The sequence below is a fragment of the Blastococcus sp. KM273128 genome (genome assembly GCF_021698975.1).
Lineage (GTDB): Bacteria > Actinomycetota > Actinomycetes > Mycobacteriales > Geodermatophilaceae > Blastococcus.
Window position 1 is genome coordinate 33,544 of the sequence record NZ_SSXA01000016.1, and the last position, 24,873, is coordinate 58,416.

Annotated in this window: 24 protein-coding genes; 13 read left to right on the plus strand and 11 right to left on the minus strand. The window is 74.4% G+C overall.

The features are described 5' to 3' along the window. Positions 1-71: 71 nt before the first annotated feature. The 7 genes from E9529_RS07205 to E9529_RS07235 all read right to left on the minus strand — a co-directional run bounded on the left by E9529_RS07205 (position 72) and on the right by E9529_RS07235 (position 8,267). Positions 72-1,451, minus strand: coding sequence for a cation:proton antiporter (locus E9529_RS07205; protein WP_236830457.1), 1,380 nt, complete (start codon positions 1,449-1,451; stop codon positions 72-74). A gap of 95 nt (positions 1,452-1,546) precedes the next feature. After that, positions 1,547-2,746 (minus strand): FAD-dependent monooxygenase, encoded by a 1,200-nt coding sequence (locus E9529_RS07210; protein ID WP_236830458.1) that lies wholly within the window; start codon positions 2,744-2,746, stop codon positions 1,547-1,549. A 63-nt stretch (positions 2,747-2,809) separates the two neighbouring features. Next, entirely contained in the window at positions 2,810-4,123 is a 1,314-nt protein-coding gene (locus E9529_RS07215; protein WP_236830459.1) for a phenylacetate--CoA ligase family protein, read from the minus strand. A 2-nt stretch (positions 4,124-4,125) separates the two neighbouring features. Continuing rightward, positions 4,126-4,893 carry an amidohydrolase family protein gene (locus E9529_RS07220; RefSeq protein WP_236830460.1) on the minus strand — a complete coding sequence of 256 codons (768 nt, stop codon included), beginning with the start codon at positions 4,891-4,893 and terminating at the stop codon, positions 4,126-4,128. Continuing rightward, positions 4,890-5,999, minus strand: coding sequence for a 3-dehydroquinate synthase II (locus tag E9529_RS07225; protein ID WP_308195258.1), 1,110 nt, complete (start codon positions 5,997-5,999; stop codon positions 4,890-4,892). The genes E9529_RS07220 and E9529_RS07225 overlap by 4 nt, the downstream gene beginning before the upstream one ends. 46 nt (positions 6,000-6,045) lie before the next feature. Then, on the minus strand, positions 6,046-6,882 hold the full coding sequence (locus tag E9529_RS07230) for a 2-amino-3,7-dideoxy-D-threo-hept-6-ulosonate synthase (protein WP_308195259.1): 837 nt from the start codon (positions 6,880-6,882) through the stop codon (positions 6,046-6,048). A 56-nt stretch (positions 6,883-6,938) separates the two neighbouring features. After that, positions 6,939-8,267 carry an aspartate kinase gene (locus E9529_RS07235; protein WP_236830461.1) on the minus strand — a complete coding sequence of 443 codons (1,329 nt, stop codon included), beginning with the start codon at positions 8,265-8,267 and terminating at the stop codon, positions 6,939-6,941. Between the two features lie 211 nt (positions 8,268-8,478). Here E9529_RS07235 and E9529_RS07240 point away from each other — a divergent pair, with 211 nt between their 5' ends. Beyond that, the gene (locus E9529_RS07240) at positions 8,479-10,545 is read left to right on the plus strand and encodes an anthranilate synthase family protein (protein WP_304505590.1); all 2,067 of its coding nucleotides are present in this window, start codon (positions 8,479-8,481) and stop codon (positions 10,543-10,545) included. A gap of 47 nt (positions 10,546-10,592) precedes the next feature. On the opposite strand, the gene E9529_RS07245 is transcribed toward E9529_RS07240, so the two are convergent. Further along, positions 10,593-11,045, minus strand: a complete 453-nt coding sequence (locus E9529_RS07245) for a MarR family winged helix-turn-helix transcriptional regulator (RefSeq protein WP_236830462.1) — start codon at positions 11,043-11,045, stop codon at positions 10,593-10,595. Positions 11,046-11,222: 177 nt separating this feature from the next. On the opposite strand from E9529_RS07245, the gene E9529_RS07250 reads away from it, so the two are divergent. Genes E9529_RS07250 through E9529_RS07265 form a run of 4 tightly spaced genes read left to right on the plus strand, consistent with a single transcriptional unit; the run spans position 11,223 to position 12,928 of the window. Next, complete coding sequence (locus E9529_RS07250) at positions 11,223-11,456, plus strand: hypothetical protein (protein ID WP_236830463.1); 234 nt, start codon at positions 11,223-11,225, stop codon at positions 11,454-11,456. A gap of 59 nt (positions 11,457-11,515) precedes the next feature. Beyond that, positions 11,516-11,950, plus strand: coding sequence for a DUF6069 family protein (locus E9529_RS07255; RefSeq protein WP_236830464.1), 435 nt, complete (start codon positions 11,516-11,518; stop codon positions 11,948-11,950). 31 nt (positions 11,951-11,981) lie between these two features. Then, a complete protein-coding gene (locus tag E9529_RS07260; protein WP_236830465.1) occupies positions 11,982-12,524 on the plus strand; it encodes an NADPH-dependent FMN reductase in 543 nt (180 codons plus the stop codon). After that, a complete protein-coding gene (locus E9529_RS07265; RefSeq protein WP_236830466.1) occupies positions 12,521-12,928 on the plus strand; it encodes a PPOX class F420-dependent oxidoreductase in 408 nt (135 codons plus the stop codon). The genes E9529_RS07260 and E9529_RS07265 overlap by 4 nt, the downstream gene beginning before the upstream one ends. A gap of 84 nt (positions 12,929-13,012) precedes the next feature. Here E9529_RS07265 and E9529_RS07270 read toward each other — a convergent pair whose 3' ends face one another. Then, positions 13,013-13,780, minus strand: coding sequence for an SDR family oxidoreductase (locus E9529_RS07270; protein WP_236830467.1), 768 nt, complete (start codon positions 13,778-13,780; stop codon positions 13,013-13,015). Between the two features lie 106 nt (positions 13,781-13,886). Here E9529_RS07270 and E9529_RS07275 point away from each other — a divergent pair, with 106 nt between their 5' ends. The 3 genes from E9529_RS07275 (at position 13,887) to E9529_RS07285 (ending at position 18,163) form a co-directional block, all read left to right on the plus strand. Then, positions 13,887-15,113, plus strand: a complete 1,227-nt coding sequence (locus E9529_RS07275) for an arginine deiminase (protein WP_236830468.1) — start codon at positions 13,887-13,889, stop codon at positions 15,111-15,113. 135 nt (positions 15,114-15,248) lie between these two features. Further along, positions 15,249-16,724 carry an MFS transporter gene (locus E9529_RS07280; RefSeq protein ID WP_236830469.1) on the plus strand — a complete coding sequence of 492 codons (1,476 nt, stop codon included), beginning with the start codon at positions 15,249-15,251 and terminating at the stop codon, positions 16,722-16,724. Beyond that, positions 16,721-18,163: a M20/M25/M40 family metallo-hydrolase gene (locus tag E9529_RS07285; RefSeq protein ID WP_236830470.1), complete on the plus strand. Its 1,443-nt coding sequence runs from the start codon at positions 16,721-16,723 to the stop codon at positions 18,161-18,163. Before E9529_RS07280 ends, E9529_RS07285 begins: the two co-directional genes overlap by 4 nt. Positions 18,164-18,308: 145 nt before the next feature. Here the strand turns inward: E9529_RS07285 and E9529_RS07290 are convergent, their stop codons facing one another. Further along, on the minus strand, positions 18,309-19,241 hold the full coding sequence (locus E9529_RS07290; protein WP_236830471.1) for a DUF5926 family protein: 933 nt from the start codon (positions 19,239-19,241) through the stop codon (positions 18,309-18,311). Positions 19,242-19,453: 212 nt separating this feature from the next. Here E9529_RS07290 and E9529_RS22640 point away from each other — a divergent pair, with 212 nt between their 5' ends. From E9529_RS22640 to E9529_RS07310, 4 genes are all read left to right on the plus strand, one after another. Continuing rightward, positions 19,454-20,650, plus strand: a complete 1,197-nt coding sequence (locus E9529_RS22640) for a cytochrome P450 (RefSeq protein WP_236830472.1) — start codon at positions 19,454-19,456, stop codon at positions 20,648-20,650. A gap of 164 nt (positions 20,651-20,814) precedes the next feature. After that, a complete protein-coding gene (locus tag E9529_RS07300; RefSeq protein WP_236830473.1) occupies positions 20,815-22,431 on the plus strand; it encodes a long-chain fatty acid--CoA ligase in 1,617 nt (538 codons plus the stop codon). A 144-nt stretch (positions 22,432-22,575) separates the two neighbouring features. Then, positions 22,576-23,082, plus strand: a complete 507-nt coding sequence (locus E9529_RS07305) for a SigE family RNA polymerase sigma factor (protein ID WP_236830474.1) — start codon at positions 22,576-22,578, stop codon at positions 23,080-23,082. Continuing rightward, complete coding sequence (locus E9529_RS07310) at positions 23,079-23,849, plus strand: hypothetical protein (protein ID WP_236830475.1); 771 nt, start codon at positions 23,079-23,081, stop codon at positions 23,847-23,849. The genes E9529_RS07305 and E9529_RS07310 overlap by 4 nt, the downstream gene beginning before the upstream one ends. A gap of 38 nt (positions 23,850-23,887) precedes the next feature. Here the strand turns inward: E9529_RS07310 and E9529_RS07315 are convergent, their stop codons facing one another. Further along, on the minus strand, positions 23,888-24,217 hold the full coding sequence (locus tag E9529_RS07315) for a rhodanese-like domain-containing protein (RefSeq protein ID WP_236826386.1): 330 nt from the start codon (positions 24,215-24,217) through the stop codon (positions 23,888-23,890). A gap of 69 nt (positions 24,218-24,286) precedes the next feature. On the opposite strand from E9529_RS07315, the gene E9529_RS07320 reads away from it, so the two are divergent. After that, complete coding sequence (locus E9529_RS07320) at positions 24,287-24,826, plus strand: PH domain-containing protein (protein WP_236830476.1); 540 nt, start codon at positions 24,287-24,289, stop codon at positions 24,824-24,826. Positions 24,827-24,873 lie beyond the last annotated feature (47 nt).

Below are 24,873 nucleotides of genomic sequence, written 5' to 3' on the forward strand. Positions count from 1 at the left end.
CGCGGGATCTGACGGCGGGAGGTGCGGCCGGCACGGGACCGGCGGAGGACGTCACCGTCCGACGCGCCGTCTCACGACGCCGGGGGGTGCGGCCGCTCGGCGGCGGTGGTGCCCGGCGCCACTGCGCCGGGCACCCACATCGCGTGGGCCTGCTCCCGGATGCGCTCGGCCGGGGTGTGCTCGATGCCGGCCATGGCCCAGCGGAGCAGCGGTGGCGCCATCAGGGACGTCATCACCGCGATCAGGACGATGATCGTGTACGAGGCGGTGGTCAGCACCCCCAGACGCAGACCGGCCAGGGCCATGACTACTTCCACGACGCCCCGGGCGTTGAGCCCCGCGCCCAGCGCCATGCTCTCGCGGTGACCGATGCGTGAGAGCCGCCCACCTAGGTAGGCGCCACCGAACTTGCCGATCACCGCGACGGCCAGCACGCCCAGGCCGGCGAGGAGGACCGCCGGATCCGCCAGCGCCGACAGGTCGATGCGCAGCCCGGCCGTCGCGAGGAAGACGGGAGCACCCACGCTCATCACGAAGGTGCGCAGCGGGGCCAGCGCGACCGGCGACACCACGCCGTCGGCGAGCGGCTTACCGAGCAGCACGCCGGCCACGAACGCCCCGAACACCGGCTCGAGGCCCAGGAACTGGGTCGCCGCGGCCCCGCCGAGGATGACCGCCACCGCCGTGGCCGACGTCGCGCCGGCAGTGCTGCTGCGATCCGCCCGGCGCAGCAGCGCACGCACCAGCGGGCGCCCGACCAGGGCGCACCCGGCGATGACGGCGGCCAGCACGCCCACCGCCGACGCCACCTCCCAGCCGTGCACCGCCCCGGTGGCCATGGCGGAGACCACCGAGAGCAGGAGCCAGGCCACCGCGTCGTCGACCATGCCGGCGGTGAGGGTCAGCTGGCCGACGTCCCGATGCATCAGACCCAGGTCGGACAGCGTCTTGGCGATCACCGGGATCGCGCTCACGCACAGGGCCACGCCGATGAAGAACGCGAACGTGGCACGGTCGGAGGTGCCCATGAGTTCGGCGGGCAGGAAGAAGCCCACGGCGATGCCGAGTCCCAGGGGCAGGCACAGCCCTCCCAGGCTGACCCGCAGCGCGTCCGCGCCCCGCCGCCGCACCAGCTGCAGATCGAGCTGGGACCCGGTGAAGCCGACCAGGAGCAGCACACCGAGCTGGGCGACGGCGTCGAGCATGTGGCTCTGCTCCACCGAGTGGGGGAACAGGCTGTCCCAGGCGCCGGGGAAGGCGGCCCCCAGCACGGAGGGGCCGAGCAGCACACCGGCCAGCAGCTCCCCGACGACCGAGGGCATCGACCACCGCACCGCCAGCCTGCCCAGGACCATCGCGACGCTGAGCAGCAGGACGAGCTGCAGCAGGAACGTCAGCAGCTCGGCGTGCGCGACCTGCGGCAGTGGTTGGAACGATCCCGCGCTCAGCATTCCCGCGTCCTTCTCTCCGGTGACGTCGGTGGGGTGCAGGCCCCGGGCGAGGCGGACCCGTCCGTCGCGTGGGGTCCCGCTGCCGCGGCGCGGCCTCAGCCGGCGATCGAGGCCTCCGCCGTCCACCCCTCGGTGACGTCGTGGCCGAACAGCCAGGCCTGGGTGCGGACGTCGGCCGTGCGGCCCAGGACCGCGTCGCGCTCCCGCTGCTCGGGGCCGTCGGGCAGGTGCAGCATCTGCGTGTTCCGACGGGACGTCCGGTGCACCTCCTCGGTGCGGGCCCGCCGGAGCTCCTCGTAGCCCAGGAGCGCCGGGGCGACCTCCCCGGTGGCGATACCCCGGAGCCCCCGGGCGAGGACCATGGCGTCCTCGATGGCCTGATTGGCCCCCTGCGCCAGGAACGGCAGCATCGGGTGTGCCGCGTCGCCGACGAGGGTCGTCCGGGCGGTGCTCCACCGGTGCAGGACCTCGCGGTCGTGCAGGGCCCACCGGGTGACCTCTTCCGCCGCCGCCAGGATCCGGTCGACCACGGGGTGCCAGTCCCAGTACCGGGCGCGGAGCTCGCTGGCGGAGCCGGGAGCGGTCCAGGACTCGTCGCCCGCGGTGGACGCGGGGATGGTGGCGCCGAAGCTGATCAGCCGGCCGCCGCGGACGGGGTAGCAGACCAGGTGCTGGCCCGGACCGAGCCACAGCTGCACCCGCGGATCGGCCGCGAGCTCGGGCACCGCCGTCCCGGGGACGAGGCCCCGGACGATGTGCTGGCCGGAGAACGTCGGCTCGTCGTCGGCCACCAGGCGGCGCAGGACGGAGCGGATGCCGTCGGCGCCGATGCCGACGTCGACCGTCGTGGTGCTCCCGTCCGAGTGCCGGAGCGCGACACCGTCCGGACCTTCGACTGCGCCGACGCAGCGCCGGCCCAGGTGCACCACCCCGCACGGCAGGTGCTCGACGAGCACGCGGTGCAGGTCGGCGCGGTGGACCGTGTAGTAGGGAGCCCCGAAGAGCTCCGCGCAGGGCTCGAGGTCCGTGCTGCGCAGGACCGCGCCGTCGTCCCACCGGCGCATCTCGATCCGCCGGGGGCGGACGGCCACCGCGTCCAGCGACGGCCCGAGCCCCAGCCGGTGCAGGACGCGCGCGGCGTTGGGCGCCACCTGGATGCCCGCGCCCACGTCGGCGAACTGACCGGCCTGCTCGAACACGTGGCAGTCGGCGCCCGAGGCGATCAGCGTGTTCGCCACCGTCAGGCCGGCGATCCCGGCACCCACGATGCCGATGCGCAATCCCTCGGTGCTCACCGTTCTCCCTCCGTGGGTGGCCCGCCCCGCCCCGCACCGCGGGCCGTGGCCGGCCGCCCGTGATCAGTAGTAGAGGAGCCCCTTGTCCCAGGGCTCGTCGGCGCCGAAGAGGCTGCGGGGCTTCATGACGTCCTGGACCGAGGTCAGCACGTCGGCCGGCACGAGCGTCCCGGGCGGGACCGTGCCGACCGTGGGCCGGACCCCGAGGACCCGGTGGACGGCAGCCGCCAGCTCGTCCCGCGCGGCGTCGGCGTACCGCGGCGGCACCTCCAGCTCGAGGCGCAGCCCGTCCGGCTCGGCCCGCCCGCGCCAGAACACCACCTGGTACTCCGCGGGCAGCCCGAAGACGAGCTCCTCCAGGTCGTGCTGGGTGACCCGCGCCGGCCCAGCCGGGTAGGCGAACGCGGACCGGCCGAGCACGCGGACGGTGGGGAGGTGCCAGCCGCAGCCGCAGCCGGCGTAGGAGACCTCCACGTCGTCCCCGAGGTTGTAGCGGAGCAGCGGCATCGCCGTCCGGTAGAGCGGGGTGACCACGAGCTGGCCGGAGCCCTCCCGGGTGACCCGCCCGGTGCCCGGGTCCAGCACCTCGAAGACGGCGCGGTCGGCCCACAGGTGCAGGCGGCCGGACGGGCACTCGCCCGCCAGGCTGCCGGTCTCGGTGGAGCCGTACTCCTCCACCACGGGAACGCCCCAGATCTCGCTGATGCGCCGGCGTCGCGCGTCGCTGAGCGGCTCCCCGCCCACGAAGAGCGCCCGCAGCCCCGGGAAGTCCCGGCCCGGTTCCAGCCCGGCGGCCCGGGCAGCGGCGGCCCACATGAGCGTCTCGGTCGGCATGGACCAGGTGAGGCTGACGCCGAGATCCCGGAGCACCCGGACGACGCGGGAGTAGGGCATGGCCAGGGACCGGTTGTCCCCCGGCACGACCGTGGCCCCCCGGGAGCGCGCCGCTGCGTGGGCGAGGTGCCCGGTGATCATCAGGGCGTACGGCGTGCGCACCAGGAACACGTCCTCGGGCGTGATGCCGACCCACTTGCGGGCGTACCGCTCGGTCAGGTCGACCCAGTCCTCGGCCGTGTAGTAGGACGGTGTCGGCCGGCCCGCGGTGCCGCTGGACTCGTGGTAGGTGGCCAGCTCGCGCTTGTCGACGGCGAGCATGCCGAACGGGTAGGCGTTGCGCAGGTCGTCCTTCTCCGTGAGCGGCAGGTCGGCCAGGTCGGCGACGGTCTGCGGCAGCGCGGAGGCGTCGAGGGCCCTGGAGTAGAACGGCGAGCGCACGGCTGCGCGCAGCAACTGCGGCAGCTGCTTCTCCTGCAGTCGCAGGACCTCGTCGATGCTGTCCCAGTCACCCAGCTGGGGCAGGACGGAGTTCTCGGGCATGGCTAGCTGGACCTCCGCAGCAGTCGGTCGGCGTTGGTCGACAGGACCCTGCGCCGGTCGTCCGGTTCCAGATCGAGGGCGGCGATCTTGGCGAGCTCCACCCGAGGGTCCTGGAGGGGCCACTCGGTCCCGAACAGGACGCGATCGGCGCCGAGCCGCGCCACGGCCGCAGCCGCGGTGCGCGTGTAGCAGCCCGAGGTCTCCGCGAAGACGTTCGGGCTGTCGCGGATCCTCTCGACCGACCAGACGTCGATGCCGACGAAGCCGCAGTGCCCGAGCACGAAGTCGGTGTCCGGGAACTCCCGGGCGAGCACGGCGAGGTCCGCGGCGGTCGTGCCCGGCCGGCCGAGGCAGACCACGTACACCGGGTGCCCGTGCCGGCCGGCCACCTCGACCCACGCCCGGGTGCGCTCATCGGTCAGGGCGACGCCGTGGACCGCCGGGGAGAGCTCGAGCCCGTAGCAGCCGGCGGCGACCCGGGCGTACTCCGACGGCGGCCGGTGCGGGTTGCCGAAGAACATGGGCAGGAGCCGCCCTCCGGACTCGGCGCAGACGGCCAGCAGGCCGGCGTTGTCGGCGTCGACGTCGACGAAGCCCCCCTCCATGATCTGGGTGGCCAGCGTGTCGAGGTCCACGGCACCGGCCGCCACGACGACCGCCCGGGCGATGCCGTGCCGGTCCATCTCCGCCAGCAGCCGTGTCACGGCCGCGGCCGAGGGCAGGACCCGGGCGTGGAAGTCGACGACCTCCTCGGGCGCGGTGGTCGTCACTGCTCGAGGCAGAACTCGTCGATGGGGTACCCGACGTGCCGGTCCTCCTCGGGCTGGTAGCCCAGCAGGACGTCGCCCGGCTTGAGGTGCGTGCTGTTGTGCACGACCCCGCCCGGCCCGAGGACGCGGACGTGCCAGTCGTCCTGCAGGATCAGGTTCACCGCGCGACCGTCGGGCGCCACGGCGTCGATCTGGAGCAGCGGCCGGGTCTCGATCTTGACCCGCCCCACCGTGACCAGGCGGGTCTGGCCCTTGACGTCGACGGCCAGCACCTTGCCGCCGCTGCGCAGCTCGCTGAGGTAGTTGGTGCGGCCGTCCTTGGAGAGCGTGTAGGAGTGGATGGCGCCGGCGTTCACCCGGAACGGACGCGTCGGCATGTAGGGCAGCGGGTGGGTCTCGCTGACGCAGAGGATCATGCCCTTCGAGTGCGAGCCGACCAGCAGGCCCTCGTCCTCCCGCAGGTAGGTGCAGGTGTCGACGCAGGCGCGCTGCCCCATGCCGACGTGGGTGATGCCCACCACCTTCAGCTCGACGAGGTTGAGCTCCTGCTCCACGTCCGTGGCAGCCGCCCGGAGGTCGGTGCCGTCGCCGACCCTGGCGGCCGGCATGAGCACCCCGTCGGACCCCCGCTCGAGGACACCGAAGACGATCTCCGCCTCCTCGACGTCCTCCACCGCGGTGATCATCTGCCCCGGGGCGCCCTCGGCGGCGGCCAGCACGATCTCCAGCGGGATCTTCGTCGGATCGCGGAAGAGGAGGACCGACCACGGCTCCGACCGCGTCGCCTGGCACGCCTCCTCGAGGGTGTCGGCGTCCACGATCTCCACGAAGCGCCCGAAGGTGGTCCCCGGGTGCTGCTGCCGCAGCTGCCCCGTGGTCACACCGTGCCGGGCCTGGTCGACGAGGACGATGTCGACGCCGTCCAGGTCGTCGGGGAGCTCGGGCCCCGACGGCAGCAGCGCCCGCTTCACCGTCGGTGGCAGGTCGGCGAGGTGGGCCGCGTCATCGCTGAGGACGGCGTCGATGCGCTGGTGCACCGCCTCCTCCAGCACGGCGGCGCGCACCGCTTCGTCGGTCCGGCGGATGTCCAGCCAGCAGAGCTTCACGGCTTTCTCCTAGGGTCGTCGCCCGGGATGGGCGAGGTCGGTGCGATCAGCCCGCCAGCGCCGGCGGGCGCGACAGGTCCAGCGTGGAGTCGTGGAACAGCGGGACGAGGTCCGCGGTCGTGTGGGCCCGCTCGGCGATCTGCCGGGCGACGTCGCCGGGGTCACGGGCCTGGAAGACGTTGCGCCCCATGGCCAAGCCACCGGCGCCCGACTCGAGCACCTCGTCGACGTAGGCCATGAGCTCCGCGGTGCCCCCGACGGGCGCACCGCCGGCGACGAGCACGGGTATGGGGCTGGCCCGGACGACGTCGCGCATGGCCTCGGGGGAACCCGCGTACGGCGTCTTCACCAGGTCGGCGCCCAGGTCGGCGGCGAGCACGGCGGCGTGTGCGATCAGCTCGGGCGACCGGGGATCGGTGATGCGCGGCCCGCGGGGGTACATCATCGCCAGCAGCGGCAGGTTCCAGCGATCGCACGCCTCGGCGACCGTCGCCATGTCGCCCACCTGGCGGGCCTCGTCCCGCGAGCCGAGGTTGACGTGCACGCTGACGGCGTCGGCACCCAGGCGCAGCGCCTCGGCGACGGTGGCCACGAGGTACTTGGCGTCCGGGTCGGCGGCGTGCGCGGTGCTCGCGCTCAGGTGCACGATCAGCGCGGTGTCGGTGAAGGAGCTGGGGTCCACGGCGCGCAAGGCCCCCTTGTGCAGCACGATGGCGTCCACGCCGCTGAGCGACAGCTGCGTCACCAGGTGGCGGACGTCCCCGGCGCTGGCCCTGATCGGTCCGTCGGTCACCGAGTGGTCGAGCGGGACCACGAGCATGCGGGTCCCGGGCGCGCGGTGCAGGCGCCGCAGCCGGAGCTCGCGGGAGAAGGGTAGGCACACGGTCGTTTCCTCTCTCTCTGGCGCAGACCGGCGGCCTGCGTCCGACGGGCGACGGGCTAGAGCAGGGCCATGACGTGGGCGGGCAGCTCGCTCTCGTCGAGGCCGAACTCGGCGTGCACGAGCGCGACCGCCTCGTCCAGGCGGTCGAGCGGGATCACCACGGACGTGCGCAGCTGCGAGGTCGACACCCAGCTGGTCCACATCTGGGCGGCAGCCAGCCTCCGGAGGAGCCGCGCGGTGTACTCGGGCCGGTTGAGCAGCCCCCGCCCGACGAGCGAGAGCTTGCCGACGTGCTGGTCGATGCGGATCCGGCCGCCGATCCCGTCCAGGTGGTCCCGGAGCGCGACCTCGACCTCGGGCACGTCGCTGCGCCGCATGGTGAAGCCCATGCGGAACTCGGTCTCCTGCGGACCGGACCGTGCGACCAGGTCGACGGGCACGGAGTTGGCCCCCAGGATGCCGAGCACGTCGGCGGCCAGGTCGCTGCGCCCGCCGGTGGCCTCGAGCAGCACGCGAGCGACGTCGGCGTCGTGGGTGACGCCCACGACCACCCCGCTCGACTCCAGGACGTCCGCTCCGGCGAGCTCGGTGAGCAGCGTGCCGGGCCGCGGGTCCAGCGACCTGCGGACCTCGACGTCGATGCCGTGCATCGCCGCCAGCTCGACCGCGCGGGAGTGCACCACGCGGGCTCCCGCGAAGGCCATCTCGGTCATGACCGTGAGGTCGACGACCTCCAGCGACCGGGCACCGGGAACCAGGCGCGGATCGGCCGTGTAGACGCCGTCGACGTCGGTGTAGATCTCGCAGCGGCGCGCCTCGAGGGCCACCGCGAGTGCGACGGCCGTCGTGTCCGACCCCCCGCGACCCAGGGTCAGCACGTCGCCCTCCTCGTCGATCCCCTGGAACCCGGCGACGACCACCGAGCTCCCGGCTGCGAGGAGCGACCGGATGCGCCGCGGGTCGATCGAGGTGATGACGCCCTCGCCGTGCTTCCCGGTGGCGTGGATGCCCGCCTGCCAGCCGGTCAGCGAGGTCGCGACCACACCCCTCGCCCGCAGGGACATCGCGAGCAGGGCGGCCGAGCTGCACTCCCCGGTCGCCAGCAGCTGGTCGGTCTCCCGCTGCGTGCGTTCCCCGCCGGCCCGCACGGCCTGGGCCAGCAGCAGGTCCGTGACCTCACCGCGTGCGGAGACGACCACGACCAGCGGCCCCTCCGCCGCGTGGCGGGCGGCCAGGACGTCGGACACCCCCGCCAGCCGCTGGTCGGTGCCCAGCGACGTGCCGCCGTACTTGCAGACGACCACCCGGCCGGCGCGCTGGTCCTCGCCGGCAGGGACCGTGCTCCCCGGTCCGCCGACCTCGCCGCGCGTTCTCGTCGTGCCCATGTCCCCACTCCGTCCGTCGGGGACGAGCCTGCTGCCCGGTGCCGGACCGGGTCATCACGCGATCGCGCCAGTTGCCCGGCTGCGTCGGCAGGGGCTCCGCCGGACCGGGAGCACGCGAAGACGTGATGCCGCCCCGTGGGCTCCGGCGGCAGGGTCGGGACCGCAAGCTGCCGTCGCCCCGGCCGGCGCAGGACAGGAAGCGAGGCCCGCCATGACCGATGCCGTGCGCACGCCGCGGCCCGAGCGCAGCGCCGGTGCCGAGCTCCTCCGCAGGCTCACCGCGCCCGGCACCGCCCCACCTCCTTCCTTCGCCCTCCTGCACCGCCCGGCCAGCACCGGCGGGGGTGCCCTCGAGGTGCTGATCGGGAGGGTCGAGGAGGTCGAGCGGCTCGCCGACCTCCCGCTGCCCGAGTCCGGGGCGCCGGCGGCCGGCGGACCGCAGGACCTGGTCGTCGTGGTCCCCTACCGCCAGGTCCGCGAGCGGGGCTTCGACTGCCGGGACGACGGCGAGCCGCTCCTCGCCCTGGTCGTCACCGAGCAGGCCACCGTTCCCCTCGAGGAGGCGCAGGAACTCCTGCCGGCCGGTGCGCTCGAGCTGGGTGACCTGACGCTGGACGTCGGGGACGACGAGTACGCCGACCTGGTCCGCCGGGTGCTCCGGGACGAGATCGGCCGGGGCTCGGGGTCCAACTTCGTGCTGCAGCGCGCGTTCCAGGCGGTGGTGCCGGACTACTCGCACCGCTCGGCCCTCACCCTCTTCCGCAATCTCCTGACGGCGGAGGCGGGCGCCTACTGGACCTTCGTGGTCCACACCGGCACGCGCACCTTCGTGGGCGCGAGCCCCGAGCGGCACGTCAGCCTCGAGGGCAAGGTGGCCACGATGAACCCCATCAGCGGGACGCTGCGCTACCCGCCGGGCGGCCCGTCGGTGGCCGGCGCCCTCGAGTTCCTGGCCGACGCCAAGGAGACCGACGAGCTGTACATGGTCGTCGACGAGGAGCTCAAGATGATGGCCGGGATCTGCGAGGAGGGCGGCCGGGTGATCGGCCCCTACCTCAAGGAGATGGCCCGCGTCGCGCACACCGAGTACCTGATCGCCGGCCGCAGCCGTCTCGACGTCCGGGAGATGCTGCGCGCCACGATGTTCGCGCCCACGGTGACCGGGAGCCCGCTGGAGAACGCCTGCCGGGTGATCGCGCGGCAGGAACCGGCAGGCCGCGGCTACTACAGCGGCGTCCTCGCACTCATCGGCCGGGACGCCGGCGCCGCGCGCACCCTCGATTCGGCGATCCTGATCCGGACCGCGGACATCGACGATGCCGGCCGCCTGACCCTCCGCGTGGGAGCCACCCTCGTCCGTCACTCCGACCCGGCAACCGAGGTGCTGGAGACGCGGGCCAAGGCGGCCGGGCTGCTGGCCGCTGCCCGCGGCGCACCGGTCCGCAGGGACGACCGCGCGGAGCGTGCCGGCGGGCTGGGTTCGGATCCACGGGTCCGGGCGGCGCTCGAGAGCCGCAACGACCGGCTGGCGCCCTTCTGGCTGCGACCGGCGACCCTGGGCACCGCCGTGCCCGCGCTCCTGGGACGCCGGGTGCTGGTCGTCGACGCGGAGGACACTTTCACGGCCATGCTCGGTCACCAGCTCCGGGCGCTCGGGCTGGTCGTGGACGTGCGGTCCCACCGCACCGTGGTCCCGGCGTGCGTCGCGGAGGGCTACGACCTCGTGCTGGTCGGGCCCGGTCCGGGCGACCCCCAGGAGCCGGCCGATCCGAAGATCGCCACGCTGCGGGCCGTCGTCTCACGGCTGTTGGCCGACCGGACGCCCTTCCTCGCCGTCTGCCTGGGTCACCAGGTGCTGTCGACGGCGCTCGGGTTGCCGCTGGTGCGCAAGACCGTGCCGAGCCAGGGGCAGCAGCGGGAGATCGACTGGTTCGGCCGGCCGGAGCGGGTGGGCTTCTACAACACCTTCGTGGCGACGTCGGCGAGCAGCACCTTCTCCGCGGCCGCTCCGTCAGATCCGGTGCTCGTCAGCCGCGACGAGCGCAGCGGCGAGGTGCACGGTCTCCGAGGCGCTCACTTCGCGTCGGCCCAGTTCCACCCCGAGTCGGTCCTGACGGCGGACGGACCGGGCATCCTGGCCGACGGCGTGCTCTGGTCCCTGGGGGTGCGGCCTGCGCAGCAGGTGGCTCGGCGGAGGGTGCCGGAGGGGACCATCGCCACGCCGCGCCGGGTCCCGGTCGGGGTGGTGGAGCCGACGCCGGTCGCGCGGCTCCCGTGACCCAGCACCCGCGGGGGGCCCACCCGCCGCCGCGGAACCCGCCCGGGTCAGCTGCGCAACGGGGCGCGGTCGCTCGCCTGGAGGCTCTGCGCGAACGCGGTGAGCACCGCGACGAGCTCGTCCACCGGGACCGAGGTGAGACCGGCGACGCTGCGCTCGGCCAGCTCGTCGTACGCGGCCTGCAGCTCGGGCACCAGTTCCCGGCCGGCGTCGCTGAGCTCCACGATCGTGGCGCGGGCGTCGGTCGGCGAGGGCCGGCGGGTGATCAGGCCGGCGGCCTCGAGCTTCCGCGCGGAGACGGTGATCGTCGACGGTTCGCAGCCGGCCGCGACCGCCAGCTGGCCCTGGGTGCGCGGCCCGGAGGCGTAGAGGTCGAAGAGCACCACCTCCTGCCCGGGATGCAGCCCGAGCCGGCTGAAGAGCTCTCCGGCGAGGGCACGGTGCCGGATGGCGATGGTGCGGACGGCGCCGTTGAGGGCCTCGACCTGTTCGCGACGCACCTGTCCGCTCCTCCTGCTCGAAAACTTAGCCACCCAACTTTACGCCCCCGTCCCCCTCTCCGTCGCCGGCGCACGGCCGGCCTCCCCCACGGGAGGGGAGGTCGACAAGGGTCTTGCCAAGCCGACCGTTAGGCGCCTAAATTTCAGTCGCCTTAGTAATCGCGCCGAGGAGGGCCAGTGACGAGCACCGATGCTGCCGGACCGGCCGCGACGAGCGCCGCGCTGTCGAGTCGTCTGCGACGGCTCGACAGCCGGGTCACCGCGGTGATGTCCCAGTACAAGGACAGCCGCAACGCCGCGGATCCCTACCTCCGGCTCGCCGGGCTGGCCGCCTACCTGGTCGTGATGGCCCTCCGACGGGCCCAGACGCCCACTGCGGCGGCCGACCAGGCCTGCCCACCCGCCCAGTAGCCCACGCACCGCCGTCCTGTCCCGCCTGCACCCGCAGGCACCCCGGAAGGAGCCCTCCCATGACCGCACGCCTCACCGACCAGTCCACCACCGGACCGGCCACGGCCACTCCCGTCCTGCGCACGCGGCTGCTGGCCGTCGCCGGGGCCGTCATCGCTCCGGTCGTCGTCTGGACGATCGCCTCGCCGCTGGCCGGCGTGGACCTCGAGGTCGCCACCGGCGACACCACCCAGACCGTCGGCGTCGTCCCTGTCCTCGTCGCCAGCCTGCTGGCCTCCCTCCTCGGCTGGGGTCTGCTGACCCTGCTCGAGAAGCGCACGCCGCGAGCCCGCGGCATCTGGACGGTCGTGGCCGTCGTTGTCCTCGTCCTGTCGCTCGGCGGCCCGCTCGGCGCCGGCGTCACCGGCGCGGCCAAGGTCACCCTCGCCCTGCTGCACGTGGCCGTGGCAGCCGTTCTCGTCCCCGCGTTGCGGCGCACGTCGCCGACCCGCTGACGTCGTCGCACCCGAGGTACTGGAGGCAACCATGGACATCCTCGTCATCTCCGGGTCCACCCGGGAGGGCTCGTTCAACACGCGCCTGGCGCACCTGGTCGCGGCCGTCCGCCCCGAGGACGCCGTACGCGTCCGCAACGACCTGGACGTCGTGCCGTTCTACGACGGCGACGTCGAGGCGGCAGGCATCCCCCGGGCCGTCGAGCAGCTCCGCTCGGACGTCGCGTCCGCCGACGTCGTCGTCTTCGTGACACCGGAGTACAACGGCACCGTCCCCGGCATCCTGGCCAACGCGGTGGAGTGGCTCTCCCGGCCGGCCCGGGAATCGGTCCTGCAGGACACCCCGGTCCTGGTCCTGTCGGCCTCCCCCACCCCCTACGGGGGGACCTGGGCCGCGGAGCACCTGCGGGGCGTCCTGACCCGTGCGGGCGCGGCGGTGCGGCCCGCCGGGCTGTCGGTGGCGACGGCGCACCAGCGGCTGGGGCAGGTGCCGTCGGATCCGGAGCTGCTGGCGGACCTCGGCGCGCTGCTGGCCGACGCGCTCGACGTGCAACCCCCGGCGCTGTCGGCATGACCGCCCCGGGCGCGACCGCGTCGACGGACAGCGACCTCAGGCCGACCGCGACGCTGTCCGCCGACGAGATCGCCTACCTGCTGGGGGAACGCCGGCTCGGACGACTGGCCACCGCCGATGCCACCGGCCGTCCGCACGTGGTCCCCGTGGGCTGGAGCTACAACGCCGAGCTGGGGACGATCGACATCTCCGGGCACGGGTTCGCCGCCACCCGCAAGTACCGCAACGCGGCGGCCAACCCGCAGGCCGCCTTCGTCGTCGACGACGTCCTGCCGCCGTTCCGGCCGCGGTGCGTCATGGTCCAGGGGCCGGTGGAGACCCTGGACGCCGACCGGTCGGGCGGGCGCGAGGCGATGATCCGCATCCACCCGGACAAGGTCGTCTCGTGGGGGCTCGACGCCTGAGCCGGCCCACGCGGCGCGGCTCCTCCCCCGCTGCCGTCGTCGGTACCGCGGTGCGACGCGGTGCCGACGACGGCGAGGCGGCGCTCAGATGGTCGTCGCGATGCCGCCGTCGACGGGGATGACCGCGCCGGTGACGTAGGCGCCCGCCCGCGAGGCGAGGTAGACGACGACGCCGGCCATGTCGTCGGGGCGACCGATGCGGCCCAGCGGCGACTTCGCGGCGATCTCGGCGCCGAAGGCGTCCAGCGTCGCGGCCATCATCTTCGACTCGAACGGCCCGGGGGCGACGGCGTTCACGGTGATCCCCTTGGGCCCGAGCTCCCGGGCGAGCACGCGGGTGAGCTGGTGCAGCCCGGCCTTGCTGGCGGCGTAGGAGTAGGTCGGCATGGGGTTGACGTGCAGGCCGTCGATGCTGCCGACGTTGACGATGCGCGCCGGGTCGCCGTCGGACGCTGCGGCCTCCAGCTTCGGCAGGAACGCCCGGGTGAGGAAGAACGGCGACTTCAGGTTGAGGTCGAGCAGCTTGTCCCAGGCCGACTCGGGGAAGGTCTCCAGGGGCTCGCCCCACGTGGCGCCGGCGTTGTTGACCAGGACGTGCACCTTCTCCTCCTGCCGGCCCACCTCCTCGGCCAGCCGCTTGCACTCGGCCTCGGTGGAGAGGTCGGCCGGGATGGAGACGACGGTGCCGTGCTCGGCGAGCTCGGCGGCCGCGGCCTCGCCGGCCTCGGCCTTGCGGGAGCTGATGTAGACCTTCGCCCCCGCCTGGAGCAGGCCCCGGGCCATCATCAGGCCGATGCCGCGCGTGCCCCCGGTGACCACAGCCACCTTGCCGGTCAGGTCGAACAGGTCCACGGGTACCTCCGGTTCGGCGTCGCGGCGCCGTCGTCGGCACCGACCCCGGCACCCTAACGAGGCGCCCACGACGCCGTCCGCGCCGACCTGTGCCAGCCTGGCGGTCATGATCGGATCCGCCGCGACCCCGGGGGCCACGAGCGAGGTCGGCCCCCTGCGCACCGTGATGCTGCACCGGCCCGGCCCCGAGCTGCGCCGGCTGACGCCGCGGAACAACGACCAGCTGCTCTTCGACGGCGTCCCGTGGGTGGCCCGGGCGCAGGACGAGCACGACGCGTTCGCCCAGGCCCTGCGCGACCGTGGCGTCGAGGTGCTGCACGTGGCCACGCTGCTGGCCGAGGTGCTCGCCGTCCCCGCGGCCCGCGAGGAGCTCGTCGCCGCCGCCGTCGACGACCCCCGGCTCGGCGCCACCCTGCAGCGCGACGCCACCCGGCACCTGGCCGGGCTCGCCCCCGAGGACCTGGCGACGGCGCTCATCGCCGGGCTGGCGCACGAGGAGCTGCGCGGCTCGGGGCTCGCCTACCAGCTCATGGACCGCTCGGACTTCGTCGTCCCCCCGCTGCCCAACCTGCTGTTCACCCGCGACTCGTCGGTGTGGATCGGCGACGAGGTCGCGGTGACCTCCCTCGCCATGCCCGCGCGGCACCGGGAGAGCACCATCACCGCGGCGATCTACACCCACCACCCGCGCTTCGCCGGGGCCGAGCAGCTGTACGGGCCCGAGCTCGAGCACCTGGAGGGCGGGGACGTGCTGCTGCTGGCCGAGGGCGTGGTCGCCGTCGGGGTGGGCGAGCGGACGACGCCCGGCGGCGCGGAGCGGCTGGCCCGGCGGCTGTTCGCCCGCGGGCTGGCGCACACCGCCCTCGTCGTCCCGATCGCGCAGGAGCGGGCGACGATGCACCTGGACACGATCGCCACGATGGTCGACGTCGACGCGATGGTCATGTACCCCGCGGTCGCCGACTCGCTGGTCGCCTGGACGGTGCGCGCCCCCGAGGGCTCCACCCCCGAGGACGCCGGCACCACCGACCTCGCCGTCACCGGGCCGCAGCCGTTCGTCCGTGCCGCGGCGAGCGCGATGGGCATCGACAAGCTGCGGGTGATCGACACCGGGCTGGACCCGGTCACCGCCGAGCGCGAGCAGTGGGACGACGGCAACAACACCCTCGCCCTGGCCCCGCGGCTGGCGGTGGCCTACGAGCGCAACACCGTCACCAACGCCGCGCTCGAGGCGGCCGGCATCGAGGTGGTCCGCATCGCCGGCTCCGAGCTCGGCAGCGGCCGGGGCGGCCCGCGCTGCATGTCCTGCCCGGTCTCCCGCGACCCCCTCTGACCCCCTCCCGGCGTTTTGTGCACATAACGCCGGGAGAGGGAATCTCCGCTGGTGGGAGGCGACCGCGGTGATCCCGGCCACTACGCTGCTGGCTCTCCGCGCCGGGCCCGGCGCCTCGGGGAAGGGACGGCGCGGGTGGCGACGACGGGGACGGCGCGCGGGGCGGGGCGGATCGCGGGGATCGGCGGCGGGCTGGTCGGCTACCTGGTCTTCGTCGAGTTCACCAGCGGCGTCCTGCAGGGCTACTACATCCCGCTGCTCACCGACATCGCCCGCTACCTCGGGGTCAACGACGCCGACGTCAACTGGCTCGAGGCCGCCCAGCTGGTGCTCTCGGCGATCGCCGTCCCGGTGCTGGCCAAGCTCGGCGACCTGCACGGGCACCGCCGGGTGCTGCTGTGGTCGGCGGTCGCGACGGCGCTGGCCACGGTCGCCCTGGCGTTCGCCACGAGCTTCCCCGTGTTCCTGGTCGCCTGGGCGCTGCAGGGCCTCTACGTCGTCTGGCTGCCGCTGCAGGTGGCGCTGATCTGGGACCGGTCCCGCCGCACACCAGGGGCGGCGGGCCAGACCCGCCGGGCGACCGGGCTGATCGTGGCCGCGCTGCAGGCCGGGGCGATCGCGGGCGCGCTGGGCGGCGGCCAGATCGGGCAGAGCCTCGGCGACTCCCTGTGGCTGGTGCTGGTGCTGCCCGCGGTGCTGGTCGTCGGCGTCTGCCTGGTCGTCGCGTTCCGGGTGCCCGAGAGCGAGGACCGCACCGGCGGCAGCGTGGACGCGACCGGCGTCGCCGTGCTCAGCGTGATCCTGCTGGTGATCACCGGCGGGCTGAGCTTCGTCCGGCTCAACGAGGGTGCGCTGTGGCCGTGGGCGGTGGCCGCGGCCGGCATCCTGCTCGTCGTCCCGTTCGTCGCCTACGAGCTGCGCCAGGACGACCCGCTGGTGGACTTCCGGGTGCTCCGCAGCCCCGCGATGTGGCCGGTGCAGCTCACCGCCGGGCTGTTCGGGGTCAGCGTGCTCGGCGCCCAGGGCCCGCTCTCGACCTACGCCCGCACCGACCCGGCGGTCTACGGCTACGGGCTGGGCCTGTCGACCAGCGAGGTCTCGGTCGTCATCGGCGCCTACGTCATCTCGATGCTGGTCGGCGCGAGCCAGTTCTCCCGGGTCAGCCGGCTCACCACGCCGCGGAGCACGCTCATCGGCGCGGCCACCCTCACCGGCACCGGGTACCTGCTGCTCGTCCCCTTCCACGACACGCTGGCCCAGATGCTCTCCTGCATCGCGATCGCCGGGCTCGGCTCCGGTGCCCTGGTCGCGGCGCTGCCCGCGGCGGCGGCCGCCGCCGCTCCGGTGGGGCGCACCGCCGTCGCGACCGGCCTGACCAACACCACCAAGGTGATCGGCGGGTCGTTCGCCTCGGCGGCGTTCGCGCTCGCGCTGGCCTCGAACGTGCCGCTGCTGGCCGACGGGTCGGCGGGCACGGCCGGCTCGCTGTCCGGTTACATCACCGTGTGGGTGATCTGCGGGACGACGGCGCTGCTGGCCGCGGTGGCGCTGCTCGTCGTCCCGAAGCTGGCCTTCTCCGACCCGACCACCGCCGAGGAGTCCCGGGCATGAAGCGCGCGCTGACGCTGGCCGCGACCGGAGCCGCCGCCGCGGCCGCCGCCACGGCCGCCCGCCGGGTGGCCCGGTTCCGGCCGGTGGAGCAGCCCGCTGCCCCGGTCGACCTCACCGGCCTGGACGCCGACGCCGCGGCGCACCGGCTCGCCGAGCTGATCCGCATCCCGACGGTCTCCTCGCGCGACCCCGACCAGGTGGACGCCGCGGCCTTCGAGACCTACCGCGCCCGGTTGGCCGAGCTGTACCCGCGCACCCACGAGGCGCTCGAGCGCGAGGTGCTCGGCGACGGCGCACTGCTCTACCGCTGGCGCGGCACCACCGGTGAGCCGCCGCTGGTGCTCATGGCGCACTACGACGTCGTCCCGGTCGCCGGACAGGAGTGGAGCCGCGACCCGTTCTCCGGGCTGGTCGAGGACGGCTGCGTGCACGGCCGCGGCGCCATCGACGACAAGGGCTCGATGGTGGCGATCCTCGAGGCGGTCGAGGCGCTGGTGGCCGACGGCTTCACGCCCCGGCGCGACGTCTACCTCTCGTTCGGCAACGACGAGGAGGTCGCCGGGGTCGGGGCGCGGCTCGCCGTCGAGGCGTTCACCGCCCGCGGCATCCGGCCCTGGGCGGTGGTCGACGAGGGCGGCGCCGTGGTGAGCGGGATGTTCCCGGGCGTCCCGGGGCAGGTCGCCGTCGTGGGGCTGGCCGAGAAGGGGCTGCTCGACGTCGAGCTGGTCACCACCGACGCGGGCGGGCACGCCTCCTCCCCCGCCCTCGGTGGCGCGCCGGCGCGGCTGGCGAAGGCGATCCTCGCGCTGGAGGCCGACCCGTTCCCCGCGCGGCTGCACGACGTCGTCCTCGGCATGATCGACGCCGTCGGCCGGCGGGCCCCGCTCGCCCACCGGGCGCTGTTCGCCCACGCCGGCCGGCTGCGCCCCGTGCTGGCGTCGGTGCTGGCGCGGGCGGGCCGGGAGGCCGGCGCCATGGTGCGGACGACGGTGGCGGTCACCCGGCTCGAGGGCAGCCGGGCGTCCAACGTGCTCGCGACCCGCGCGCTGGCGCACCTGAACATCCGGATCGCGCTGGGCGAGACCGTGCAGTCGACGGTCGACCGGCTGCACCGGGTCATCGGCGACCCGTCGGTGGAGGTGCGCGTCGTGTCGGGCAACGACCCGTCGCCGGTCTCGCGGGCGGACAACGAGGCGTTCGCGCTGATCAGCGCCGCGGCGCGGGCGACGTACCCCGAGGCCGTCGTCGCGCCGTACGTGATGGTGCAGGCCAGCGACGCCCGGCACTTCAGCCAGATCTGCGACAGCGTCTACCGCTTCATGCCGTTCGACCTGAGCCGCGAGGAGCTGTCCGCGCTGCACGCCGCCGACGAGCGCATCTCGATCGCCGCCCTGCACCGCGGCGCGGGCTTCTTCCGGCACCTGGTCCGCAGCGTCTGACGACGTCGTCCGGCCCACCGACGGCGGGGCTTCTCGCGCTCTGCCCACCCCACCGGGGGCAGAGCGCTACTGCACCGGGACCACCCCAGCAGGTCGGGGCGCCCCGGTCCCGCGCCCGCAGGTGACGGGCACGGGACCGGTGGGATCAGCGCAGGGTGATCTGGCGCGACAGCAGGCCGGCCCGGGCGCGCCGCTCGTCGGCGGTCAGCGGCGCGGTCTCGGCGAGCGCCTTCTCCAGCCGTGCCTGGAACTCCGTCGCGGGGCCGACCCAGTCCGCGGCGGGGACGTCGGCGGGGAGGTCCCACACCGGGACGACCAGGCCGTGCGCACGGAAGGCCCCGGCGTAGCGCGTGCCCTCGCCCAGGAGGATCTGCTCGGCGGCCGAGAGGCGGGCCAGCGCGTCGAGGAGCTGCTCCTCCTTCTCCGCGCGCACCCAGCGCAGGTGCGCCCGCTCGTTGCCCGGGCGCACCCAGTAGGCGGCCTCCAGGCCCTCCAGCCGCACCGTGGGCAGGATCGCCTCGTTGGCCTGCGCCAGCCCGGCGCGCGCCTGCGGGCTGGGGTCGGTGCCCTCCAGCCAGAAGTCGAAGGTCTCGTGCACCGTCACCTCGAGCGGCGCGGTGACGTCGAGGACCTCCTGCAGCCGGGGTCCGGCCGACCCGGCGCCACCGATCGGGCCCGGGTCCACGGGGGCGCCGGCGGGGGCCTCCAGCGCCGCGGCGATCGCGGTGCCGAGGTCGCGGCTGACGTCGTCCGACGACGTCGCCAGCTGCGCGCCGACGAGGATCTGGCCGTTGGCGCGCACCAGGCCGGGCGCACCCCCGGGCAGCACGCTGGCCAGCGTCAGCTCGCGGCCGTCGGCCGACCGGAGCGTCGCCGTCGCCGCCGGGACCAGCTCCCGCAGCGCCACCCAGTCGACCTCGCCGGGCAGGCCCTCGAACGGCCGCGTGACCGGCGGGGCGTACCCCGAGCCGTGGCAGTGCTTGTAGCGGCGGCCCGACCCGCAGGGGCAGGGCGCCTTCGGGTTGACGCCACCCTCGGCGACGGCGGCGGGAGCGGCGGAGCGCTTGCGGGAAGCCATGCGTGCAGCGTAGGTGGCCGCACGCGGGGCCCCGCCCGCGCCCGACCCGTCCGACCCCTGCGCCCGTTCCGCCCACCCGCCCGGCCGGCAGCTCCGCCCGCCCTCGCCGGCAGCTGCGCCCGCCCTCGGACCATGCGCACTCGTGGCCGTCGACGGCTGATCGCCACGACTGCGCATGACTCGGCGCGGGAGGCCTTCCCTAGGCTCGCCGCGTGACCAAGCTCGACCTCCGCGCCCCCTCGTTCGTCGCCGACCCCTACCCCGCCTTCGCGCAGGCCCGGGCGGAGGCGCCCGTGCAGTGGCACGAGGGGCTGGGGCTGTGGCTGGCGTTCACCCACGCGGAGTCCAACGCCGTGCTGCGCGACCGGCGGCTCGGCCGCATCTGGCGGGACAAGGAGCCGGCCGAGCGGTTCGGCAGCTTCAACCTCATCCACCGCAACGCCATCCTGGAGATGGAGCCGCCGGACCACACGCGCCTGCGCCGGCTGATCACCAGCGCGTTCGCCCGCGGGCACGTGGAGCGGCTGCGGCCGTGGGTGGAGGAGCTCGCCGGGCGGCTGGCCGACGAGCTGGTCGAGCGCTCGGCCGGGTCGGAGCCGGTGGACCTGCTCACCGGCATGGCCGAGCAGCTGCCCGTCGCCGTCATCGCCGAGCTGCTGGGCGTGCCCGAGGCCGACCGCCCGCTGCTGCGCCCGTGGTCCAACGCGATCGTGAAGATGTACGAGTACGGGCGGACGGCGGCCGTCGAGGAGGCGGCCGAGCGCGCGGCGGACGAGTTCGTCACCTACCTGCGCCGGCTGGCCGCCGAGCGGCGCACCGCCCCCGGCGACGACCTGCTCTCCCACCTGGTCTCCGTGCGGGACGCCGACGGCGACAAGCTCACCGAGGACGAGCTGGTCACCACCTGCATCCTGCTGCTCAACGCCGGCCACGAGGCGACCGTCAACGTGACCGGCAACGGGATGCTCGCGCTGCTGCGCCACCCCGACCAGCTGGCCGCCCTGCGCGCGGACCGAGCCCTGCTCCCCGCGGCACTGGAGGAGCTGATGCGGTTCGACCCGCCGCTGCAGCTGTTCGAGCGCACCGCCACCGCCGACGTCGAGATCGGCGGCATCACCGTGCAGGAGGGCCAGAAGGTCGCCGCGCTGCTCGGTGCGGCCAACCACGACCCCGCCGTCTTCACCGACCCCGAGGCGCTCGACGTCCGGCGCACCGACAACCCGCACATCGCCTTCGGGGCGGGCATCCACTTCTGCATCGGGGCGCCGCTGGCCCGGGTGGAGCTGCAGGCCACGTTCGGCGCGCTGCTGGACCGGGCGTCGGTGCTGGAGCTCGGCGGGGAGCCGGTCCGCCGCCCCGAGTTCGTCATCCGCGGCCTGGAGACGCTGCCCGTCGTCCTCGGCCGCTGACGCCTCGCCGTCCTGCCCCGCCGCTGGCGGGGACGCCGCCGTCCTCCCTCACCGCACGGTGTCCTCCCCCAGCGCCCACCGCGAGGGAGGACGCGCCATGATCAGGGAAGCTGATCATCGCCGCACCGGTAGAAGGTGAGCGCGGTCACTGGCAGGATCCGGCCATGCGCGGCTTGATGCAGGACTACCCCCTCACGATCGACTCGATCTTCCGGCACGTCGAGCAGCACTACGGCGACGGGACGATCGTCACCAACAACCCCGGCGGCGTCACCCGGGCCACCTACGCGGAGTGGGCGGAGCGCACCCGCAGGCTGGGCGGCGTCCTCGACACCCTGGGCATCAGCGCCGACGGCCGGGTCGGCACCTTCGGCTGGAACAGCCAGCGGCACCTGGAGCTCTACTTCGCCGCGCCGTGCACCGGCCGCGTGCTGCACACCCTCAACGTCCGGCTGTTCCCCGAGCAGCTGACCTACATCGCCAACCACGCCGAGGACGAGGTCGTCTTCGTCGACCGCACCGTCCTGCCGCTGCTGTGGCCGCTGATCGACACGATGAAGACGGTCCGGCACGTCGTGGTCATGGACGACGGCGGCGACAACGAGATCCCCGACGACCCCCGGGTGCTCGACTACGAGACCCTGCTGGCCGACGCGCAGCCGGTCGAGTTCTCCGTCACGGACGAGAACTCCGCCGCGTCCATGTGCTACACCTCCGGCACCACGGGCAACCCCAAGGGCGTCGTCTACTCCCACCGCTCGACGTTCCTGCACACGATGGGCGTGATGGCGCCCAACGCCTTCGGCCTCGGCATCAACGACGTCGCGATGCCGGTCGTCCCGATGTTCCACGCCAACGCCTGGGGCATCGCGCAGGCGGCCCCGGCCGCCGGCGCCTCGCTGGTCATGCCGGGCGCGCTGATGCAGCCCGAGGCGCTGGCCAAGCTGATCGTCGACGAGGGCGTCACCTTCACCGCCGGCGTCCCGACCATCTGGCAGGGCGTGCTTCCCCACCTGGCCGGCAAGCCGCACAAGCTCCGCGACATCGGCTGCGGCGGCTCCGCCGTCCCGAAGGCGCTGAGCGAGGCCTACCGGGAGCAGGTCGGCATCCCGATCCTGCAGGCCTGGGGCATGACCGAGACCCACCCGGTCGCCTCGTCCGGCGTGCTGCCCAAGCGCTACCAGGACGCCGACGACGAGACCAAGGCCACCCAGCGCGCCCGCGCCGGCATCCCCTTCCTCGGCGTCGAGGCCCGCATCGTCGACTCCGACACCCTCGAGCCGCAGCCGTGGGACGACAAGGCCACCGGTGAGCTGCAGGTCCGCGGCCCCTGGTGCGCGCAGGACTACTACAACCCCGACGCCGGCGTGGAGCTCACCACCGCCGACGGCTGGATGAAGACCGGCGACGTCGCCGCCATGGACTCCTTCGGCTCGATCCGCATCGCCGACCGCACCAAGGACCTCATCAAGTCCGGCGGCGAGTGGATCAGCTCGGTGGACCTGGAGAACGCGATCATGAGCCACCCGAAGGTGAAGGAGGCCGCGGTCGTCGGCATCCCGCACCCGAAGTGGGACGAGCGCCCGCTGGCCTGCGTCGTCCTCAACGAGGGCGAGGAGGCGACCGAGGAGGAGATCCTCGAGCACCTCAAGCCCCTGGTGGCCAAGTGGTGGATGCCCGAGGCCGTGGAGTTCATCGACGAGGTGCCCAAGACCAGCGTCGGCAAGTTCTCCAAGAAGGACCTGCGCAGCCGGTTCGCGGAGTACGAGCTGAAGAGCTGACCGCCTCCGGGTTGATCATCGGCGGGTGGCTGCCCCCGCCGGCGCGTCGGGCGACCACTCGCCGATGATCGACTCCGGGCGCGGTGGAACCACGCCCGCCCCCTCACCCGTCATGCTCTCCAGAGGACGACTTCCGGAGGGCGAGTGGAGCGGGACGAGGCGTTCACGCGGTACGTGGACGAGCGCTGGCCGGTGCTCGTCCGCTCCGCGGTGCTGCTCGGCTGCGCCCGCCCCGAGGCCGAGGACCTGGTGCAGACGGCGCTGGTGCGCTGCTACGTCGCCTGGGACAAGGTCGGCAGCGCGGCCAACCGCGACGCCTACGTCTACCGGGTGCTGGTGAACTGCCACCACGACAGCCGCCGCCGGCGCTGGTGGGGCGAGCGGCCCACCGCCGAGGTACCCGACGTCGCCACCGACGACGGCACCGCGCAGGTGGACGACGCCGACGCCGTCCGCCGCGCGCTGGCCCGGCTGAGCCCGCCGCACCGGGAGGTCGTCGTCCTCCGCTACTACGCCCACCTGGGCGAGCAGCAGATCGCCGACGCGCTGCGCATCGCACCGGGAACGGTGAAGAGCCGGCTCTCCCGCGCGCTGGCCCAGCTGCAGACCGATCTGGACGTCGCCGAGCTGCGGGGAGGGAGGGCATCGTGACCGACCGGGAGACCTCGACGTTGCTGGGGGAGGCCGCCGATCGCGTGCCGGTGGGCCCCGCACCCGTGGGGCAGCTGCTGAAAGCGGGGCGCCGTGCACGCCGGCGCCGCACCGCCGGCGTCTCGCTCGCCGTCGCCGCGGGGGTGGCGGTCGTCGCCGGGGGCGTGGTCACCGTCGTCGACCTGCCGGACGGGCAGGGCGACGCCGCCGGCTCCGCGGCCGCGCTGAGCGCTGAGGAGCCGCGCGAGAGCGGCCCGGAGGCGGCCGACGCCCTCCCGGGCACCGGCATGCCGCCCGCGGACGGCCGGGACGACCCCGGGACGGCGGCCGGCAGCGAGCTCTCGCAGCTCGCCGAGGACCCGACCGCCGGGCGCACCGGGCCGCTCGACAGCACCCCGACGGGCTCGTGCGCCGTCGAGTACAGCCCGGCCGCGCTGAGCAAGCAGGACTTCGCCTTCGCCGGCGTCGTGGTGGACATCGGGCCCGCCGTGACGACCCGGCCCGGCCCACCGGAGGACCTGGTCGGCGTCACCTTCGCCGTGCAGGAGTGGTTCACCGGCGGACCGGGGCAGACGGTGACCGTGGACCTCCCGGCGCCGTACGCCCCGGCCGCGGGCAGCAGCACGCCGGGGCCGGTCTACGGGGTCGGCTCGCGGTTGCTGGTCAGCGGCGCCGACCGCTGGGAGGGCGAGCCGCTGGAGCCGATCGCCTGGCTGTGCGGGTTCACCCGCTACTTCGACGAGGAGACCGCGGCCGCCTGGCGCTGACCCCTCCGGGCGTTTTGTGCACAAAACGCCATAGGGGGTCAGCGGACGAAGGGCTCCTCGCCGGTCTCGCTCACCATGGGCTTGCCCGCGGCCTGCCACTCGCCCATGCCGCCCCCCACGTTCACCGCGTCGAAGCCGTTGGCGTTCAGCCAGGCGGCCACCCGCGCCGAGCGGCCGCCACCGCGGCAGGTGACGTAGAGCGGGTCGCCCTCGGGCAGCTCGTCGAGCCGCGCCGGGACGTCGCCCATCGGGATGTGCGTGGCCCCCTCGATGTGGCCGTGCACCCACTCGTCGTCCTCGCGGACGTCGAGGACGACGGCGTCCTCGGGCAGCTCGGAGGCGGGCACGGTCGGGACCTGCTGCGGCATCACGCTCCCCATCGTGGCACGGGGACCGGTTGCGCGACCGGCGCCCACCGCACTGGGAGGATGGCCCCGATGTCCCCCAGCCACCGGGCCGCCCCGAGCGGTGCCCGCCCGACGCCCGTGCGCGAGCCCGCCTGGGAGCTGCCGCGCTCGGCGATCGGGCTGTGGGTGGTGGAGAGCCTGATCAGCACCGCCTTCGTGTGGCTGGCGATCGGGGCGTTCCTGCTGTTCGTGCCCGCCGACGCCGGTGACCCGCTGCCCCTGCTGCAACGGCTGGCCCCGATCGCCGGCGCCGTCTACGCGGTCGTCGCGCTGAGCATCCGCCCGTGGTTCAAGCACCGGGTGTACCGCTGGGAGATCACCAATGAGGCCGCCTACACCCGCACCGGCTGGCTGACCCAGACCTGGACGCTGGTGCCGATCTCGCGCATCCAGACCGTCGACGTCACCCGCGGCGTGCTGCAGCAGCTGTTCGGCCTCGCCACCGTGGCGGTGCTCACCGCCTCCAGCCAGGGCACCGTGCGCATCTGGCACCTCGAGCACGACGTCGCCCAGCGCGTCGCCGACGACCTCGCCCGCCGGGCCGAGCTGGTCCGCGACCAGGCCACCTGAGCCGCCGTGCAGCCCGCGCCCCCACCTCCGCGCCGGCCGGCCGGCGC

Excerpts from the sequence above, each read along its gene's own strand:
- E9529_RS07205 (WP_236830457.1), bottom strand. The coding sequence starts at position 1,451 with ATGCTGAGCGCGGGATCGTTCCAACCACTGCCGCAGGTCGCGCACGCC.
- E9529_RS07300 (WP_236830473.1), top strand. The coding sequence starts at position 20,815 with ATGCGCGGCTTGATGCAGGACTACCCCCTCACGATCGACTCGATCTTC.
- E9529_RS07255 (WP_236830464.1), top strand. The coding sequence starts at position 11,516 with ATGACCGCACGCCTCACCGACCAGTCCACCACCGGACCGGCCACGGCC.
- E9529_RS07275 (WP_236830468.1), top strand. The coding sequence starts at position 13,887 with ATGATCGGATCCGCCGCGACCCCGGGGGCCACGAGCGAGGTCGGCCCC.
- E9529_RS07285 (WP_236830470.1), top strand. The coding sequence starts at position 16,721 with ATGAAGCGCGCGCTGACGCTGGCCGCGACCGGAGCCGCCGCCGCGGCC.
- E9529_RS07315 (WP_236826386.1), bottom strand. The coding sequence starts at position 24,217 with ATGCCGCAGCAGGTCCCGACCGTGCCCGCCTCCGAGCTGCCCGAGGAC.
- E9529_RS07265 (WP_236830466.1), top strand. The coding sequence starts at position 12,521 with ATGACCGCCCCGGGCGCGACCGCGTCGACGGACAGCGACCTCAGGCCG.
- E9529_RS07260 (WP_236830465.1), top strand. The coding sequence starts at position 11,982 with ATGGACATCCTCGTCATCTCCGGGTCCACCCGGGAGGGCTCGTTCAAC.
- E9529_RS07235 (WP_236830461.1), bottom strand. The coding sequence starts at position 8,267 with ATGGGCACGACGAGAACGCGCGGCGAGGTCGGCGGACCGGGGAGCACG.
- E9529_RS07320 (WP_236830476.1), top strand. The coding sequence starts at position 24,287 with ATGTCCCCCAGCCACCGGGCCGCCCCGAGCGGTGCCCGCCCGACGCCC.
- E9529_RS07290 (WP_236830471.1), bottom strand. The coding sequence starts at position 19,241 with ATGGCTTCCCGCAAGCGCTCCGCCGCTCCCGCCGCCGTCGCCGAGGGT.
- E9529_RS07215 (WP_236830459.1), bottom strand. The coding sequence starts at position 4,123 with ATGCCCGAGAACTCCGTCCTGCCCCAGCTGGGTGACTGGGACAGCATC.
- E9529_RS07240 (WP_304505590.1), top strand. The coding sequence starts at position 8,479 with ATGACCGATGCCGTGCGCACGCCGCGGCCCGAGCGCAGCGCCGGTGCC.